Source organism: Planosporangium spinosum (assembly GCF_049999945.1).
GTDB lineage: Bacteria > Actinomycetota > Actinomycetes > Mycobacteriales > Micromonosporaceae > Planosporangium > Planosporangium spinosum.
This window is the reverse complement of sequence record NZ_JBLYUB010000008.1, coordinates 151,933-169,351: the sequence shown is the minus strand read 5'-3', so window position 1 is coordinate 169,351 and position 17,419 is coordinate 151,933. Positions and strand designations below refer to the sequence as shown.

The 17,419-nt window shown below is 68.1% G+C and carries 15 protein-coding genes; 3 read left to right on the top strand and 12 right to left on the bottom strand.

Annotation, left to right across the window (positions count from 1 at the left end):
- Position 1: 1 nt before the first annotated feature.
- The 11 genes from ACNTMW_RS13715 to ACNTMW_RS13665 all read right to left on the bottom strand — a co-directional run bounded on the left by ACNTMW_RS13715 (position 2) and on the right by ACNTMW_RS13665 (position 12,494).
- Positions 2-238, bottom strand: a complete 237-nt coding sequence (locus tag ACNTMW_RS13715; protein ID WP_426633894.1) for a ferredoxin — start codon at positions 236-238, stop codon at positions 2-4.
- Positions 235-1,494 (bottom strand): cytochrome P450, encoded by a 1,260-nt coding sequence (locus ACNTMW_RS13710; RefSeq protein WP_426633893.1) that lies wholly within the window; start codon positions 1,492-1,494, stop codon positions 235-237. Before ACNTMW_RS13710 ends, ACNTMW_RS13715 begins: the two co-directional genes overlap by 4 nt.
- A 53-nt stretch (positions 1,495-1,547) precedes the next feature.
- The gene (locus ACNTMW_RS13705; RefSeq protein WP_426633891.1) at positions 1,548-2,042 is read right to left on the bottom strand and encodes a nuclear transport factor 2 family protein; all 495 of its coding nucleotides are present in this window, start codon (positions 2,040-2,042) and stop codon (positions 1,548-1,550) included.
- A 194-nt stretch (positions 2,043-2,236) separates the two neighbouring features.
- Complete coding sequence (locus tag ACNTMW_RS13700; protein WP_426633890.1) at positions 2,237-3,010, bottom strand: SDR family NAD(P)-dependent oxidoreductase; 774 nt, start codon at positions 3,008-3,010, stop codon at positions 2,237-2,239.
- Positions 3,011-3,027: 17 nt separating this feature from the next.
- Positions 3,028-4,488, bottom strand: a complete 1,461-nt coding sequence (locus ACNTMW_RS13695) for an aldehyde dehydrogenase family protein (protein WP_426633889.1) — start codon at positions 4,486-4,488, stop codon at positions 3,028-3,030.
- A 532-nt stretch (positions 4,489-5,020) separates the two neighbouring features.
- The gene (locus ACNTMW_RS13690) at positions 5,021-5,722 is read right to left on the bottom strand and encodes an ABC transporter ATP-binding protein (protein WP_426633888.1); all 702 of its coding nucleotides are present in this window, start codon (positions 5,720-5,722) and stop codon (positions 5,021-5,023) included.
- Positions 5,719-6,492 carry an ABC transporter ATP-binding protein gene (locus tag ACNTMW_RS13685; protein WP_426633887.1) on the bottom strand — a complete coding sequence of 258 codons (774 nt, stop codon included), beginning with the start codon at positions 6,490-6,492 and terminating at the stop codon, positions 5,719-5,721. Before ACNTMW_RS13685 ends, ACNTMW_RS13690 begins: the two co-directional genes overlap by 4 nt.
- A 23-nt stretch (positions 6,493-6,515) precedes the next feature.
- Entirely contained in the window at positions 6,516-7,733 is a 1,218-nt protein-coding gene (locus ACNTMW_RS13680; protein ID WP_426633886.1) for an ABC transporter substrate-binding protein, read from the bottom strand.
- Between the two features lie 26 nt (positions 7,734-7,759).
- The gene (locus ACNTMW_RS13675) at positions 7,760-9,715 is read right to left on the bottom strand and encodes an ABC transporter permease subunit (RefSeq protein WP_426633884.1); all 1,956 of its coding nucleotides are present in this window, start codon (positions 9,713-9,715) and stop codon (positions 7,760-7,762) included.
- 842 nt (positions 9,716-10,557) lie between these two features.
- Positions 10,558-11,313 (bottom strand): enoyl-CoA hydratase/isomerase family protein, encoded by a 756-nt coding sequence (locus ACNTMW_RS13670; protein ID WP_426633883.1) that lies wholly within the window; start codon positions 11,311-11,313, stop codon positions 10,558-10,560.
- The gene (locus tag ACNTMW_RS13665; protein WP_426633882.1) at positions 11,313-12,494 is read right to left on the bottom strand and encodes a thiolase family protein; all 1,182 of its coding nucleotides are present in this window, start codon (positions 12,492-12,494) and stop codon (positions 11,313-11,315) included. Before ACNTMW_RS13665 ends, ACNTMW_RS13670 begins: the two co-directional genes overlap by 1 nt.
- Positions 12,495-12,776: 282 nt before the next feature.
- Here ACNTMW_RS13665 and ACNTMW_RS13660 point away from each other — a divergent pair, with 282 nt between their 5' ends.
- Genes ACNTMW_RS13660 through ACNTMW_RS13650 form a run of 3 tightly spaced genes read left to right on the top strand, consistent with a single transcriptional unit; the run spans position 12,777 to position 16,511 of the window.
- Positions 12,777-13,913 (top strand): enoyl-CoA hydratase/isomerase family protein, encoded by a 1,137-nt coding sequence (locus ACNTMW_RS13660; RefSeq protein WP_426633881.1) that lies wholly within the window; start codon positions 12,777-12,779, stop codon positions 13,911-13,913.
- On the top strand, positions 13,906-15,126 hold the full coding sequence (locus ACNTMW_RS13655; protein WP_426633880.1) for a CoA transferase: 1,221 nt from the start codon (positions 13,906-13,908) through the stop codon (positions 15,124-15,126). Before ACNTMW_RS13660 ends, ACNTMW_RS13655 begins: the two co-directional genes overlap by 8 nt.
- Positions 15,123-16,511 (top strand): amidohydrolase family protein, encoded by a 1,389-nt coding sequence (locus ACNTMW_RS13650; protein WP_426633879.1) that lies wholly within the window; start codon positions 15,123-15,125, stop codon positions 16,509-16,511. The genes ACNTMW_RS13655 and ACNTMW_RS13650 overlap by 4 nt, the downstream gene beginning before the upstream one ends.
- A 65-nt stretch (positions 16,512-16,576) precedes the next feature.
- Here ACNTMW_RS13650 and ACNTMW_RS13645 read toward each other — a convergent pair whose 3' ends face one another.
- A complete protein-coding gene (locus ACNTMW_RS13645; RefSeq protein WP_426633878.1) occupies positions 16,577-17,242 on the bottom strand; it encodes a histidine phosphatase family protein in 666 nt (221 codons plus the stop codon).
- Positions 17,243-17,419: the final 177 nt, after the last annotated feature.

Sequence of the window (17,419 nt, the reverse complement as noted above, 5' to 3'; positions counted from 1 at the left end):
CTCAGTCCTCATGCACCAGGGAGATTGCCCGCTCGGGACAGTTGTCCACGGCGGCCCGAAGGTCTGCCACACCCTCGACGTTCTCGGGGACGCTCTCGTTGATGACCACCGGGAAGCCCTCGTCGTCGCAGTCGAAGAACTGGCCGGCGAGGCCGTAGCAGCGCCCGTGACCGCTGCACCTGTCGGTGTCGATGACAATGCGCATCGTCGTACCCACGTCCCGCGTCTGCCCGCTCATCGGTCCCACGCCAGGTGCAGCTTTTCGATGCCGACCTGCGGGCCGCTCTCGACCAGACCCTCCGTGTTCGCCACCCGGTAGTCGGGGATCCGCTTGTGCCACTCCTCCAGCGCGATCGCCAGCTCGGTCCGCGCCAGGTGCGCCCCTGCGCAGCGGTGCGGGCCGCCGGCGAACGAGTAGTGCCGGTTGACCTTGCGGTCCAGCTGGATCTCGGTCGGGTTCTCGTACTCCGCCTCGTCCCGGGAGCCGGAGGGGTTGGCCACCATGACCATGTCGCCCTTCTTCATGGGGCAGCCATGGAACTCGGTGTCCTTCGCGACCTGGCGCGCGGTCATCACGATGTTGTGCGCGCGCAGGAACTCCTCGACCGCGTTCGGGATGATCTCCGGCTCCCGGACGATCCACTCGCGGTCCTTCGGCGTGATCGCCAGGTGGTAGAAGATGTAGCTCAGCTGGCTCTTCACGGTGTCCAGGCCGGCCAGCAGCAGCACCTCCGACATGTTGAGGAACTCCTCGTCGGTGATCGGACGGTCACCGACGTTCGCGTTGGCCAGGATGGAGAAGAAGTCGCCGTCCTCCTCCGGACGCGGGTTCTCCCGGCGGTCGGTGAGGACCTCGGCGAAGTAGGCCTTGATCTCCCGCTGCGCCTTGAGCTGGTCCTCGGCCTCGTCGCCGAAGTGGCCGAGCCCCTCGAAGATGGTCTCGACCCACTCCATGAACATGTCGGTGTGCTCCATGGGAAGCCCGAGGATGCGCAGGAAGACCTGGGTCGGGAACACCTTGGCGAACTGGTCGAGGAAGTCGCACTGCCCGTCGGCCAGGAACTTCTCGATCGTCTCGACACAGTCGCGACGGATGTCGGCCTCGATCCGGCGGACGAAGCGCGGGGAGAACGCCAGGTTGAGGATGCGGCGGTAGTCGGAGTGCGCCGGCGGGTCCACCATGGTGGGGATCCACAGCCAGTCCGGATGCGGCACCGTCGGGATGGTCGCGCTGCTGCTGAACACCTCTGGTGTCTGGTAGGCCTCACGGACAAGGTCGGAGGTGAGCAGCATCCAGAAGCCCGGCCCGTAGGTGCTGTAGGCGACCGGGGTCTGCGCCCGAAGCTTGTCGAACTCGCTGAAATAGCTCAGCGCCGGCTTGGGGGTGGTGTAGTCGAAATGGACGACGGGACACCCAGCCGCCTGGGCGCGCGTGCGGCCCTCCTCGGCTTCCGGGAGCAGCGCGTCGCCGGCCTCGGCCGTCTTGTTCTGCATGTCGAGCTCCTCGATCTTGTGTTTCCGGTTCGGCGTCTGCGCGCCTCGACGAATCAGGGCGCGACCGCCGGAGGGATGTGGACGTCCACGGGCGCAACGGCGGTGACGGGCAGGAAGTTGGACAGCTTGATGGTGTGGACCATGTGGGAGATCCGCCAGCGGTCCGCGGCACGGGTGAAGGTCGTGCGGTAGTGCGCGGCCATCATCAGCACGTGCGAGGGGTCGTCCCGAATCACCTGGTGGGAGATCAGGTAGGCCAGCCCCTCGGCCGTATCCCCGGTCACGTCGATCCGGTAGGGCGACACGTTGTGGTGCTGCCAGGCCAGGTGGGCGGTGTTCTCGATGATGTAGCCGACCACGGCGTCCGCCCCGGTGACGACCGTCCGGCCGTTGTGGTAATCCACGACGACGTCGTCAGCGAAGACGGACCGGAGCCGATCGAAATCCCGCGCGTCGATGAACGCCGCGTAATCCGTCATCACGTGACGGATCTGCTGCTCGTCGACCAGGAGCTGAAGCTGCCGTGCGAGTCCGCTGATCTCCAACATCACCCCTCCCGTCGGTTCTGCTGAGCGCCACGTCGTCCCTGCGCGCACGATGTGACGGTGACCACCAGAATCTAATTCATCATGAGAATTAGGTCAAGGATTCCTCGACGAGATGGCAGGGCGGTCGCAGCTCCGTACGGAGCCGACGATCGCCCCCACCTCCGTACGGAGCCGTACGATCGCTCCCACCTCCGTCACGCGACGGTGGCGCCCCCGTCGACGGGGATGGTGACCCCCGTGACATAGCTGGCGTCGTCGCTGTTCAGGAAGGCGATCACATTGCCGATCTCCTCCGGCTGGGCACCACGACCGAGCGGCACGGTGTTCCGGAAGTTCGCCATCAGCTCGGCCGGGTCCCTGTCCTCGGAGCCCGGGAAGAAACTGGACAGCATCGGAGTCTCGACCATGCCCGGCGCGACGACGTTCACGCGGATCCCGCGCTTGCCGCCGAGCAGGGCCAGCGAGCGTGCGAGTGGAGGCAGCGCCCCCTTGGTCATCGAGTAGATCGGGCTCCGGGGTGAGCCGATGATCGCGGCCGCGGTGCTGGTCAGCGTCAGGCTGCCCGCACCGTTCGCCTTCTCGAGGAGGTCGAAGGCGAGCGTGGCGGAGTAGTAGGCCGACTTCATGTTGACGTCCATGACCCGCTGCCAGTCCTCCTCTCCCATCTCCAGTCCGCTGGGGCCCGGGATGCCGACCTGGTAATGCACGGCGTGCAGCACACCGTGCTCGGCATCGATCCGCGCGTAGAGCGCCCGCAGCGCGTCGACGTCCGCCGCGTCGATCCCGACCCCGACGGCCTTGCCGCCGGCCTCCTCGATCTCGGTGGCGACCTTCTCGGCGCTGGCCCGGTTCAGGTCCCCCACCCAGACCGTTCCGCCTTCTGCGGCCATCCGCCTGGCCGCAGCGCGCCCCATGCCGGAGCCTCCCCCGATGACCAGGACGACCCGGCCCTCGAACCGTGCGAGCATGCGAACTTCCTCTCCAGTCAGTAGTTGCGGGACCACACGCTCTTGCGTCGCGTGTACTCCTCGAGCGCCGGCGAGCCGAGGCTCCGGCCGTAGCCGGAGTGCTTCGCACCGCCGTAGGACACCGCGGCGTCGGTCACCTGGTAGCAGTTGATCCAGACCGTGCCGACGTCCAAGGCGTCCGCGGCCCGGTTGGCGCGCGCGATGTCGGTGGTGAAGACCCCGGCGGCAAGACCGAACTCGGAGTCGTTCGCGAGCGCGTACGCCTCCTGCTCGTCCTCGAAAGGAATGATCGACATCACCGGGCCGAAGATCTCCTCGCGGGCGATCGTCATGTCATTGCGGACGTCCGCGAAGATCACTGGCCCCTGGTAGTTACCCCCCGCCGGGCCTGCCGAGGACCCCTCCAGGCGGAGAGTGGCACCCTCCGCCGTGCCCTGCTCGATGTAGGCCCTGACCTTGGCCAGCTGCGCCGGCGTGATGAGCGGGCCGAGATCCGTGGAGCCATCGAAGGCGTGGCCGACGCGGAGGTTCTCGGAGAGCCGCACGGCCTCGTCGACGAACTCCTGATAGATGCTGCGCTGGACGAAGGTCCTGGTGCCGGCGGTGCAGACCTGACCGGAGTTGTTCCAGACCGTGCCGGTGGCCGCCCGGACGGCTGCGGGGATGTCGGCGTCCGAGAAGACCAGGACCGGACTCTTTCCACCGAGTTCCAGGTTTACCTTCTTGAACGTCTTGGCGGCCACGGCGGCCAGCGCCCGACCGGTGGCGACCGAACCGGTGAACGACAGCCGGTTGATGCCGGGATGCTCCACCATCGCGATACCGACCACCGCGTCACCGTGGACGACGTTGAACACACCCGGCGGAATCCCGGCCTCGAGCGCCAGGTTCGCCATGTACGCGGCGCTGAGCGGAGTGTGCTCGGCGGGCTTGAGAACCACCGAGTTGCCTGCGGCCAACGCGGGGGCGACCTGAGCGAAGATCGCGGCCGGGCCGTTCCAGGGCTTGATCACCCCAATGACACCGACCGGCTCGACGCGCTCCTGGACCACGAAGTCCGGGCCCACGGGAGGCATCCGACCGGCCATCTTGGTGGGCCAACCGGCGAAGTAGTGCAGGGCGGCCGCGGAGTACTGAGCGATGTAGTCCGCATAGCGGCGCAGGATCCCCGCGTCGAGCGAGTCAAGGTCGCCGATCACCGAGGCATGCTCCTCGACCAACTCACCGAGCCGGCGCAGCCGGCGCTCCCGCTCCCGGGGCACCAGCCGAGACCAGCGACCGTCCGCGAAGGCGGCGCGCGCCGCTCGCACCGCACGGTCGAGGTCCTCGGCGCCGCCGGCGGCCACCGACCCGATGCGCGAGCCGGTCGACGGATTGAGGATGTCGCGCGTGGCCCCCGAGGCAGACAGGACCGACTGACCGTCGATGATGTGCCCGATGACGCCGGCGGTGAGGAACGCGTGCGCGGCCGTGCTCACCGTCGCTCCGTCGAACGTCCTGGATCCGGTTGCCTCGACGACTGTCATCGTGGTCTCGCCCTCTCGTTTCGGCTGCCAAACTGATCAGGCCGCAGCGCCGTTCGGGTTGCTGTCCAGTGAAATGCCACCCAACCGTCGAACCCGTCGCGCGGAACCCGCCGGGCCGCCCGCCGAACGGACGAACGACCCGGCGAAAGTTCGCTCTGCACGACTGCCGGAAAGGCCACTCGCGAATCGGAACGCGTCACCTGCGGACGCGAGGCGTTGCGGCGTGAGTCGCGACTTTCAGCCTTGTGACCGTGGCCACGTGGCGGTGTCAGTGTGTCAGCCGAATCGCCAGCATGTCAATATTCCTCATGATGATTCACTCCGTCGCTCACGCTCAGCCCGGACGCGGTCAGCTCGCGCCCGGGTGAGACGGCCTGAACGCCCATCCCAGCAGGCCGACCGGGATAGCAGAGACCACGGTCGGCACCTGAGGCACCGCCCGACGACCGCACGCGTCGGATCGACGCTCACCCGGGAGACGACGTCACGCCGCGACGCCGAGATAGGAGGCTTCGATCTCGGGCCAGCGAGCCTCCAACTCGGCGGCGCTCCCCTCCGCGGTGATACGCCCCGCGGAGAGGACGTACCCACGCTCGACATGCTTCAGCGCCAGATGAACGTGTTGCTCGACGACGAGCACGCCGATATTCAGTCGGGTGGCGAAATCACGCAGGGCCTCGAACAGCCGCTCCACGATGAGTGGTGCGAGACCAAGTGACATCTCATCCACCAGCAGTACCCGGGGCTCGCAGTACAGTGCCCTGGCGAGGCAGAGCATCTGTTGCTCGCCGCCCGAGAGCAGGGCGGACCGTCGCCGCCGCAGCGGCTTGAGCTCCGGGAACAACTCGAAGGCGTCGAAGGACGGGCTGCCGGAAGCCACCCGAAGGTTCTCCTCCACCGTCAGGCTGTAGAACAAGGAACGATCCTCGGGCACCTGAACCACCCCAGCCTTGACGATCTGGTTGGGCGCGAGGTTCTGGATGTTCCGATCGCCGAGCTTGATCTCTCCTGATTCGACTTTGACCAGACCAGAGCATGCGAGCAGCGTCGTGGACTTGCCTCCACCGTTGGGCCCGACGAGCGCCACGACCTCACCGGGCTTCACCTCGATGTCGATGTCATGCAGCACGGTGACGCCGCCGTAGCCCGCACGCAGCTTCGAGATCGTCAATGATTCGTTCGTCATGAGCTCGCACCGCCTTCCCCGACAAGCTGCTCCGCCGGGGTACCGAGGTAGGCCCGAAGGACTTCCGGATGCTCGCGGATCACGGACGGAGGTCCACCCGCCAGCCACTGCCCGAAGCTGAGAACGTGCACCTCGTCGCAGTGGCCGAGCACGAGGTCCATGTCATGGTCGATCAACAGGATCGTCACTCCTCGTTGATCGACCAAACCCCGAAGGTGCTCGGCAAGCTGTCGGGTCTCTCCTACCTCGAGTCCGGCCGCTGGTTCGTCGAGGAGAAGCACCCGTGGATCCGAGACCAGGGCACGGGCTATGGAGATCACACGCTGTGTCCCATGTGGGAGATCGTCGGGAAACCGGTCGATCGCCCACTCCACGCCGAAGAGGCTCAACGCCTCCAGGATCTTCGTCTCCATCTCCGACGAGCGCCGCAGCCGCTGGCCGAGCTGACGCAGTCCATGCGGAGCGGCGTAGACAAGAAGGTTCTCGCGGATCGTCAAGTCGTGGAAGAGCTCCACGGACTGGAAAGTTCTCACGAGACCGTTCCTGCTCCGTTTGTAGGCAGGCCATGTGTCGATGACGTGGCCGCCGTAGCGGATGTGCCCGGTGTAGCGGGTCATCCCGGTCAGCGTGTCGATCAACGTGGTCTTACCCGCGCCGTTCGGACCGATCAGTCCGGTGATGCTCCCCTCCTCGACCGAGAACGTGACGCCGTTGAGGGCATGAACCCCTCCGTACCGCACGCTCACGTCGTTGAGCTCGAGGATCGGCATCGTCGCCTCCCTTTCGTGTGGCGTCACTTGGTGCTGGCGAGCGTGCCCCGGAACCAGGCGATGCCGTCGGTGACATCGATGTAGTCGGCCAGCGGGCCGGACTTGTCCACGCTGACGGGAGTGAACGTGCCGCCCTTGTACTGAGACACGGTCTGCCAGGGATTCAGCACCGAGGGCGAGCCTGCGGCCACATAGTCCTTCGACATCGCGTGCGAGAGGAAGCCGTTCCAGGCCTCCTTCTTGTTCAGTTCGGCGAGCACCGACTCCTTCGTGATCGGCCCTTGAACACCCTTGAGGACCTTGACCATGTACTCCAGGGAGGAGGCCGCCATGCAGGTTTGGTTGGACAATTCCTGCTTCGGCGCGTAGGTCTCCATCACGTGGTGGTACAGCTTCGTGTCGACTCCGTCGACGGAGTCGGGCTTGCAGGCGAAGGAGAAGTACTTGCCGTCAGCCGCCGGCCCGGCACTCTGGAAGACAGACTTGATCGCCGCGGCGGCGGTGCCACCGACCGGAACGTCGATCCCGGCGGTCTGCATGTCCTTGAACATGCGGGCAGCCGTGCCACCCGACGCGCCTTCGATGACGACGTCCGGCTTGCTGGCGGCGACCCGCGACAGCAGCGGGGTGAAGTCAGGCGAGGTGGAGTCGAACGGGAAGGTCTGCGCCGACTCGCCGCCCAGCTGCGTCCACAGCTTGGTGAGCATCGTACCGACGCCGTTCCCCGACGCGGTGTCCGGCAGGACCAGCGCCAGCTTCTTGGCTCCGGTCGAGCGGAAGTAGACAGCCAGCGCGGGGTAGGAGCCGGACGCACCGGGAGTCGTGGGGAACACGTACGGGCTCTCGTACTCCTGCTGCGTGATGGGGTTCCCGCCGATGCTGGCCACCTTGGCGGCAGCGGTCTGCGGGAGCACCACCTGGCCGAAGGTCAGCGATGCGTTGTTGACGAAGGCGACGATGTTCTTTGCGAGCAGGTTCGACGCGCACTGGGTAGCGGTAGCGCCGTCTCCCTTGTCATCACAGTTGACGATGCTGACCTTCCGGCCCCCGATGCCGCCGAGCTCCTGGTTGATGTACTTCTCCCACGCCGCGTTCGTCGCCGCGACGTCGGCGTTCTGCCAGGCAGGGTTGGAAATGGTGAGCAGTGAGCCGAGTACGATCGGATCACTCGAACCGGCCTTGCTGGTGCCGCCGCACCCGGCCACGAGACCGAGAGACAGGGTGGCGACTGCTGCGAGCACAGAGCTCGTACGTAACTTCCTCATGATTATCTTGCAAGCCCTTCCAGAGAAACGTCCGCTCGATCTGCGTTCATGGAACCGTGGGTCGTGGTGGTTGATGTGCCAGCCACTCCGCGTAGTGCTTTCTTTTGGCGCCGCTGTCGTATCTCATGTCCGAGCGAAGCGATGCCGTTCGAGTGCAACTGAATTGCGATCAGCAATGCCAGACCGCCGATGAGATCCTGCGCCGAGGACCACCCGTTGACAGCCAGGAACTGTGCGAACAACCCACCGCTGGCCCCGATACCGGCGAACACCGCGCCACCGATCATGGCGATGCCCCCGATGTAGCCCATGATGACGATGTTGAGCGATCCGAAGGTGCCGAACCCGCTCGGCGCGAAGACCAACGCGTGGTAAGACAGCAGGCAGCCAGCCAGCCCTGCGATTGCTGACGACAGCGCAAAGCCCGCCAGCTTGTAGTGGGTGACGTTGGTACCGGCGGCGATGGCGGCGGCCTCGTTCTCACGGACCGCCAGAGCGCGGCGCCCGAAGCTCGACGCGCGCAGAGCGGCGACCAAGGCCCCTGTCGCGATGACGACCACCAGCACGAGGAAGGCGAAGGCCCGCGGGCTCAACGGTGAACCCAGCAGCTCCGGCGCCCTGACCAAGGGGAACCCGAATCGACTGCCGACGATCCGGGGATCCTCGAAGATCACCGTTTGGCAGATGTAGGTCGCGCTCAGCGTGACGAGAGCAAGGTTTTGACCGCGCACCCGGACCGACGGCAGACCCAGCAGGACACCGATGACCGCGGCGACGAGCGCCGACACGATCATCACCACCGGTAGCGGTAGCTCGGCGGACAGCCTGGCGGCGACCAGGCCGCCGATACCGGCGGACGCGAACTGCGCGAGGGAGACCTGACCCAGGAAGCCTGTGATCAGGACGACCGAGAGCCCGATCATCACGCCGCCCATGGTCACGACAGCAGCCGAGAGCCACGGGGTCGCGAGCGTCATGATCAGCACGGAGCCGACGAGGAGGGCGACGAGGGGGCCGGAACGCCGGTACCGCGGCATCGGACAGATCGGCAGGCGGCCGGTGGCGGCGTCACCGCGGGAAGGCAGGAGCCGTCCCGAGAAGACGATGAGAAGGATGACGATCAGGGCCGGAAACGCCTTCGTGCGACCGACTCCAGCCCACAGTTCGGTGTACCAATGGCTGGAGCCCTGGAAGAGCTCCAGGATCGCCTGCATCATCCCGATCCCGAGGCCGCCTGCGACGGCGAGCAGGAACGAGTTGAACCGAGCCAGCAGCGCCGCTCCGAACACCGGCACGATCAAGAGGGTCAGGGCATCGGCGTCAAGACCGGCGACGGGGCTCAGGAGGATGCCGGCCAGCGCGGCGAGTGCGAACCCGACGCCCCAGGTGACCGCACCGAGCAGGCTCGGCGAGAGCCCGACCAGCTGTGCTCCCTTCTCGGAGTCGGCGACAGCCCGCACCGCCAGACCCAGCCGCGTGCGCACGGAGAGGACGCTGAGTGCGACACCGAGCGCGATGGCCAGACCAGCAATGATGAGCCGGTCCTCCGGTACGGCAACACCGCCGAGATGAAGGGTGCGATGAGGGAGCACGTGATCCGGAGTCGTGGTGGCGACCTCGAAGACGCTCATTGCCAAGCCACGCAACAACAGGAGAAGGCCGATCGTCGCGGTGATGCGGGCGAGAATCGGCGCACTGCGGAGCTGACGCATGACGAGCCGGTAGAACACCCAGCCGGCTACGGCTGCTGCCAACAGGGTGACGACAGCCGCCAGGACCGGCGGCCACTCTTGCTTGTCGCGGAGTCCAAAGAAGACGTAGGCGGAGAACATACCCACGGCGCCCTGACTGAAGTTCGGCACTCCAGTTCCGCGGTAGATGGCGACGACCCCCAGCGCGAGCAGAGCGTAGGCACCTCCGAGGCCCAAGCCCAGAATCGCCATGCGGACCACATCCATCAGCACACTCCATCTCTGATGTTGTTCGTTCGAAGTGCGCTCCTGAGACCGCTCGCACTGGTGCGTGCCGGTCACTGAACGGAGCGTGCCGTCCCCCCGAAAGTGTGTCTGTCACCACACCGGGAGTCAATACTTATGAGGAATATTTGTCATGACGAATTTGCCGAACCGACGTTGACAGGTCGGACCCCCATCACCCTGCGTGACTGGCAGACGGTGAACGTGTTGCACGCGACGATGGAGACCGCGATCGTGCGGCAATGACCAGCACGTCGCACAGAGCGGGGCATGGGGACCCGACGGCTCCCCCGCCGTGGAGTGGGCGGCCTCCGGGTGACGGCGCGCCAATCGGGCGGAGTGACGCTCCGTCGCTGATCGCGCCGAGCACACCGGCCGGCGGCGTCTGCTCGGCGCTCGACCAATCACCGAGCGGTCATCAGCCCCACGACCGACCTCGCGTCCACGTCAACAACCCGCACAGCCCTTGACAGCGCGGAAGCCGCGAAAGCACCAACGGGCCTACCGCGTCGGTAGCCGCCCACATGCAACGATCTGCCTCGACGCAGCCAGGCCGACCATGACGCGATCGCGGCCAAACTCTGACCCTGACCCGGATGGAGTGCGTCCATCAATGGAGAGGACCCGACCCACCGTAGTGATCAGCGGCAGTGAGTGGAGGAGTCACCGCTGCTGCGAACGGAGAACAGGACCCTGCACCAAAGCATGGCCCGCCGGAAATAGCGCAGCCTTCCGCGCCAGGCAGCCGACCAGATCCGACGAGCACATCCGCGTTCGTCGAGGCGGAGACGGCCCGTGACCGCGCAACCGGGTCGCCGTCATCCTCACTTGCCGATGAACTGCTCCACCAGTCGCTGCGCTTCCTTGGTTTCGACCGCAGCCGCAATGGTCTTCGCCTCGTCCTCGGCGCTGCGCTCACGTGCCACCTCGTAGGACGACCGGATCAACCGCTTGGCCTGCCCCAACGCGTTGGCCGGTCCGTCCGCGAGTCTGCTGGCGATCTCGGCGGTTCGTTCGTGCACCAGGTGCTCGTCGACGACCTCGGTGACCAGTCCCCAGGCCAGGGCCTCCTCGGCCGTGAGCACGCGGCCCGTGAGGGCCAGGTCCAGTGCCCGCTGGGTGCCGATGACGCGGGGCAGCAGGTAGGAGACACCGCAGTCGGGCGTGAGGCCGATGCCGGCGTAGGCCATCAGAAACTTCGTCGAGCGACCGGCCACCACGATGTCGGAGTTCAGCACGAAGGCCAGGCCGGCGCCTGCGACGGCGCCGTGGACACCGGCGACGACCGGCTTGGGCAGCTCCGCCAGCCGCCGCAGCTCGAACTCGAGGACGGTCGCGAGTTCATGAAGGTATGCCGACGGCTCCGCCGCTTGCAGGAACGAGCGGACGTCCCCACCGGCGCAGAACCGCTTCCCCGAGCCGGTGAGGAGGATCGTCTTCACCCCGTCTGCGGCCGCGGCGGTCACCGCCGCTCCGAACGACCGCGCAGTGGCAAGGTCGATCGCGTTGGACGCCTCGGGCCGGTTCAGGGTGATCCGGCCAACCCCGTCGGTGGCCTCGAACAGCACGCCCGGCGTCATCACGAGATCCGCCGGAAGAGTGCGGCGAGGGCCTGCCCGCCGCCGATGCACATGGAGACCACGCCGAGCTCGAGATCGCGACGGACCAGGTCCTTGGCCACCCGCAAGGAGAGGATGGCGCCGGTGGCGCCAACCGGGTGGCCGAGCGCGATGGCACCGCCGTACGGGTTGGTCTTGTCCGGGTCCAGCCCGGCGTCCCGGATCACCGCCACAGCCTGGGCGGCGAACGCCTCGTTCAGCTCGATCGTGTCGATGTCACCCGGCGTGGTCCCGGTCTGGGCGAACAGCTTCCGCAACGCCGCCACCGGGGCGTAACCCATCAGCTCGGGCTCCATCGCCGCGGTGGCCACCGCCTCGAGAGTGACCAGACCGGTCAGCCCTCGCTCGGCCGCGACGGACTCCCGCGCCAGCACCACCGCCGCACCGCCGTCGTTGATGCCCGACGCGTTCCCGGCCGTGACGGTGCCGTCCTTCTCGAACGCCGGCCGCAGTTTCGCCAGCGCCTCCAGCGTCGTCTCCGGCCTGGGGTGCTCGTCCTCGTCGACCACGTACGGTCGACGACCACCCACCTCCACCGAGGTGATCTCCTCGGCGAACGCCGCCCGCGCCGCGTCCGAGGCGGCCCGCTGCTGGGACAGCAGCGCGAACTCGTCCTGCGCCTGCCGGGACACGTCGTACGTCCGGGCCACGTTCTCAGCGGTCACGCCCATGTGGATGCCGTGGAACGGATCGGTCAGCATCATCACGGTGCCGTCCACCAGGGTCCGGTCCCCCAGCTTGTAGCCCGACCGGGCGCCGAAGTCGTAGAACGGCATCCGGCTCATCGACTCATCCCCACCGGCCAGCGCGAAGTCCGCTCCACCCCAGCGCATCTGCATGGCCGCGGACCAGATCGCCTGCAGCCCGGACCCGCAGAGCCGGTTCACCGTGTACGCCGGCGTGGTCTTGGGCAGCCCGGCCGCGATCGCGACACGGCGGGCGTTGTACCCGTCCGGGCCGACCTGGCCGATGCAGCCCATCACCACCTCGTCGATCTCCGCCGGCGCGACGTTCGCGCGCTCCAGCGCGGCCCGGGCCGCCGTCGCCCCCAGTTCATGCGCGGGGACATCTTTGAAGGCGCCGCCGAAGCTGCCGACCGGCGTCCGCGCGCCGCCCAGCAGCACGATCCTGTCCTGGTTCATCTCCACCTCTTCACTGACCTGCCCCTCCGCAGATACTAGGACTTCCAACTATTTTCGGGATGACGAATGCGTCACACGACCTCACCCCGCCGCCGACGCGGCAGGCAGGACGACCGGGAGCACCGTGGCGGTCAGCCGGCCTGTCACCAGGGTCATGTCGGCGGTGCCTGCGCTGACCGGAGGCAGCCACCACTGCCGTCGATCTGCCGGTCGGGCACGCCGACTCGCACTCGTCGCGCAGGGCCTCGACTTCCTCGACAGGCCTTCCTGGCCGTCTGTAGCATGCTCAATTCGACGTTGCGTCGGGTGGCAGTGTCCGGAGAATTGAGCATGACCGACATCGCATCCACGATGGCGGCTTTCTCGTTCACCGGTGGACAGGCGGGTGAGGAGGCGCGCGTGGAGGTGGTCAGCCTCCGGCAGATCGCCGAGCGTGGCGGGGCGCTCGATCTCGACGACCGAGGGTTCCCGGTCCGCCCGCTGGTCGTGGTGGACCTCGACAGCGCCGACTGGCGCGCTGCGCAGGCCGCCGCCGCAGTGCTCGAGGGCGGACGCAACCCCGTCCTGGTAGGCGTGGCAACCTCGGCGCTCCCGGCCGCCGCCGCACCTCTGCTCGAGCGACTGACCTGCACACTCGCCCCGGCCGGCCCGGGCCTGTACTGCGCGGGGGACGCCGCGGACCTGGACAGCATCGCGGGGACGGTCGGCGCCGCGCCGTACGCCGCCGTGACTCTCGCCGGACTGCTCGACGTCAGCACAACGTGCTCCGTCGCCGATGGTCTGCTGCTGGAATCGCTCGCCTACTCGATGCTGCTGGCCGGGCCGGAGTTCACCGCCTGGCGCACCGGCACCCCGCGAGGCGACATCGTGGGTGGTGACGAGCCGGTCTTGCTCGAGCGGTCCGGGGACACCCTGACGATCACGCTGAACCGCCCGGATCGGCACAACGCGTTCGGCCACGCCGTTCGTGACGGGCTACTCCGAGGACTCGACATCGCACGGCACGATCCCGCTGTCCGGGAGGTCGTTGTTTCCGGGGCGGGACGGTCGTTTTGCAGCGGGGGCGACCTGGACGAGTTCGGCACCACGCCGAACGTGCCGGCGGCGCATCTCGTGCGCCTACACCACAGCGCCGGGCACGCCGTACACCGGTTGCGGGACCGCGTTCGTTTTGTCGTGCACGGCGCCTGTATCGGCGCTGGCGTCGAAATTCCTTCATTCGCCGGGTCCGTGGTAGCCCGGGACGACGCCTATTTCCAGCTGCCCGAGTTGCGGATGGGGCTGATTCCCGGCGCCGGTGGAACCGTGAGCATCACGCGCAGGATCGGACGCTGGCGGACCGCCTACCTGGCGTTGACCAACCGGCGAGTCGACGTACCGACGGCGCTGCGGTGGGGTCTGGTGGACGGCCGTGCCTGAACCCGATCCGGTGGCGGACTGGGCGCGCTGCGGGGCCATGGCGCTGACCGGGCGCGCCGACGGACCCCCGCTCGTCGCTCCGGGCCGGCCGGCAACCACGCTGCTGAATCATCTGGAACAGGTCCGCCGGAACGCCGTCGTCCGTACCGGCTGGCCACCGGCGCTGCCGGGGTGCGAACTACTGGGCGAGCGCGCGGCGATCGCCGGATTCTCGCGTCGCGGACCGTGGTCGTGCGGTGCCGCGTTCCGCGCTGTCCCCACCACGGACGGATGGTTCGGCCTGTCGCTTGCCCGCGACGATGACGTGGTGTTGGTGCCTGCCCTGGTCGAACACGAGACCGTGGACTCCGCCTGGGAGGCGATCGAAGCCTGGGCCGCCGGCATCACCACCGCGGAGGCGGTGGCCCGGGCCCGGCTGCTCGACCTGCCCTGCGCCGCGTGGCCGCCGGAAACCGGCACCCGACCCGGAGTGCTCGTCGAGCAGGGCGGACGACACCAACCGGCGGAGCGCCCGCTCATTGTGGATCTCACCTCGCTATGGGCCGGCCCGCTGTGCGCGCACCTGCTCGGACTGACCGGTTGTGTCGTCGTCAAGGTCGAGAGCTGGCAGCGCCCGGACGGCACCCGGCGCGGCCCGTCCCGGTTCTTCGACCTGCTGCACGGCGGCCACAGCTCGGTCGCGGTCGACTTCACCGATCCGCACGACCGTGACCGACTCGTGGGGCTGATGCAGCGGGCGGACCTGGTGCTGGAAGGCTCCCGGGCCCGTGCGCTGCGGCGTCTCGGCATCATTGCCGAGGATCTCGTCGCCAGTGGCACCAGTTGGCTCTCCATCACCGCACGGGGACGTGACTCCGAGGCTGTCGGGTTCGGCGACGACGTCGCGGTCGCCGCCGGTCTGGCCATCCAGCAAGGCCGCGACCTGCTCCCCGCCGGCGACGCCCTCGCCGACCCGCTCACCGGTGTCGCCGCAGCGGCTGCGGCGTCCGAGGCGCTGCTCGCCGACAACGCGGTCCTGGTCGACGTCTCGATGCTCGACGTCGCGCGGGAGGCCGTCACCGGTCCCCCTGAGCCACACACCGTGTGGCGCGACGACGGCGCCTGGTGGGTGGAGTCCGTCTCCGGCCGGCACCTGGTCGCCGGGCCGGCGGCACGCGCTCCGCACGGCCGCGGCCCCGGGCTCGGGGCCGACAACGAGGCCTGGCTGCGATGAACCTCCTCTTCCGCGACGTGGAGGTCGACGGCAACCGGGTCGACGTCCTGGTGAAGGGAACCCGTGTCGTCAATGTCGGAGCTGACCAGCGGTCCGGCGACGAGGAACCCGTCACGGTCGTCGAAGGCCATGGCGGTGTCCTGCTACCCGGGCTGCACGACCACCACGTGCACCTTCTCGCGCTCGCGGCCGCGCACGACTCCGTGGACTGCGGCCCCACCGTCCGCGACAGGTCCGGCCTCGCCGCTGCCCTGCGGGCAGTCAACCGACCGTGGGTGCGGGGCGTTGGCTATCACGAGTCCGTAGCGGGAGACCTCGACCGGCATGCTCTCGATGAGCTCATGCCCGACCGCCCGGTGCGCATCCAGCACCGCGGCGGCGCGCTCTGGATGCTGAACTCGTCGGCGCTCGCACTGGTGTCGCATGTGCTCGACGACTCCGCCGACGTCGAACGAGATGCGCGTGGTGAGCCGACCGGGCGGCTCTGGAGGTACGACGCGCGTCTGCGGCCTGCCATGCCGCCGCCGGACCTCGACCTGACCCGGCTCGGTCGGGAGCTCGCGGACCATGGCATCACGAGCGTCACCGATGCCACGCCCGACCTGGACACGGAAGCGGTAGCACTGCTCGCAGCGGCGCACGCCGGAGGCGACCTCCCACAACCCATCACGCTGCTGGGTGCGCCCACCGGCACCGTACTCCCGACCGGGCTCACGGCTGGTCCACGCAAGCTGCTTCTGCGCGACCACGCCCTCCCCACCTTCGACCAACTGCGCGGCGCGGTCGCCGAGATCCACCGGACCGGACGAGCGGTTGCGGTGCACTGCGTGACCAGCGAGTCACTGACCCTGACCCTTGCGGTACTCGAGGACGTCGGCACCATCCCTGGTGACCGGATCGAGCACGCCTCCGTCGTTCCACCGGGCCTCGCACCCTGGATCGCCGACCTCGGGGTCGCCGTCGTCACGCAACCGGACTTCCTGCGCACCCGCGGCGACGGCTACCTGCGCGAGGTCGACATCGCCGAGCAACCGTTCCTCTATCCGTACCGTTCGCTGGTCACGTCCGGTGTGCGGGTCGCGGCCTCCAGTGACGCCCCGTACGGCGAACTCGACCCGTGGACGGTGATACGGACGGCCGGTCAGCGGACCAGCATGCGGGGACGGGTGATCGGCGCGGAGGAGTCGGTCACGACGGCTACCGCCCTCGCCGGTTATTTGTCCTTCCCGCGTGACCCAGGCGGTTGCGTAAGGCAGGTCCGCCCCGGAGTCCGTGCCGACCTGTGCCTGCTGCACGTTCCGCTGGCAGAGGCCCTGACGGACCCACGATCCGAGCTCGTCCGATCGACGGTGATCGGGGGACGGCTCCATCAACCGCCCCCCTGAACGGAGACGCCAACCTCCGAGCGGACGGAGGGTACCGCCCACCGCGAATCGCTCTCCACTGCGCATCAGCGGTAGGTTCGGGCCGCCCCGAGATGGGCGTGCTCGTTGAAGGACAGCAGGTTCAGCCCCGAGGAGCCCGCGAGCACGGCGGTGATGGACGCGTTCACCATGACGCGGTTGAGAGCGACGATGCCGGGCGCCGGGGCAGCCAGGAGCGAGCCCACGGCAGCCGCGATCACGCCGCCGGAGGTCACCACGACAGCATCCTGACCGGGTACGAGACGATCGGGAAGGGCGTGCAGAGCCTCCACCGCGCCACTGACGAAGGAGTCCCACCCTCCGCCGGGGCCCTGCTCGATCCATCGCCCAAGAGCACTGTCGAGGTGCGTCTGGAATGCGCGACTGTCGCGGACAATCCCAGGGTCGGTGCCCCGAGAATCCGCGCCACCAAAATCGGCGGCCTCGGCGTACCGGCCGATGAGCTGGAGATGGTCGTATTCGTTCCACCGCGAATCCTCGATGACGTCGTGGACGGCACCCGGCGGCCCGAGCAGGGTGGCGGTGTCTTTCTGCCGACGCAGCGTCCCGGACACGCGCAACGGCTTGCGCACCCGCCCGGCGAGCTCCTGTCCGGCGAGCCGGGCCTGCTGGCGCCCGAGTTCACTGAGGGCGTCGTAGTCCGCAGCACCGAACGACGCTTGCCCATGTCGGACGAGATAGATCACTGCCATGACATCTCCCCCTTTTCGTCGGGAGGAATTTACGGGTACGAGGGAACCGACCTGCTCCGACCCCCGCTGAAGACTTCTCATCGACCTCGACCGCTCCGTCGCGCTCGATCGGGTCGCGCCGTATGTCTCGAACCCGCTGCGCCAGTGCACCCGCTCGGTCGGCGTCGGCCGCACGGA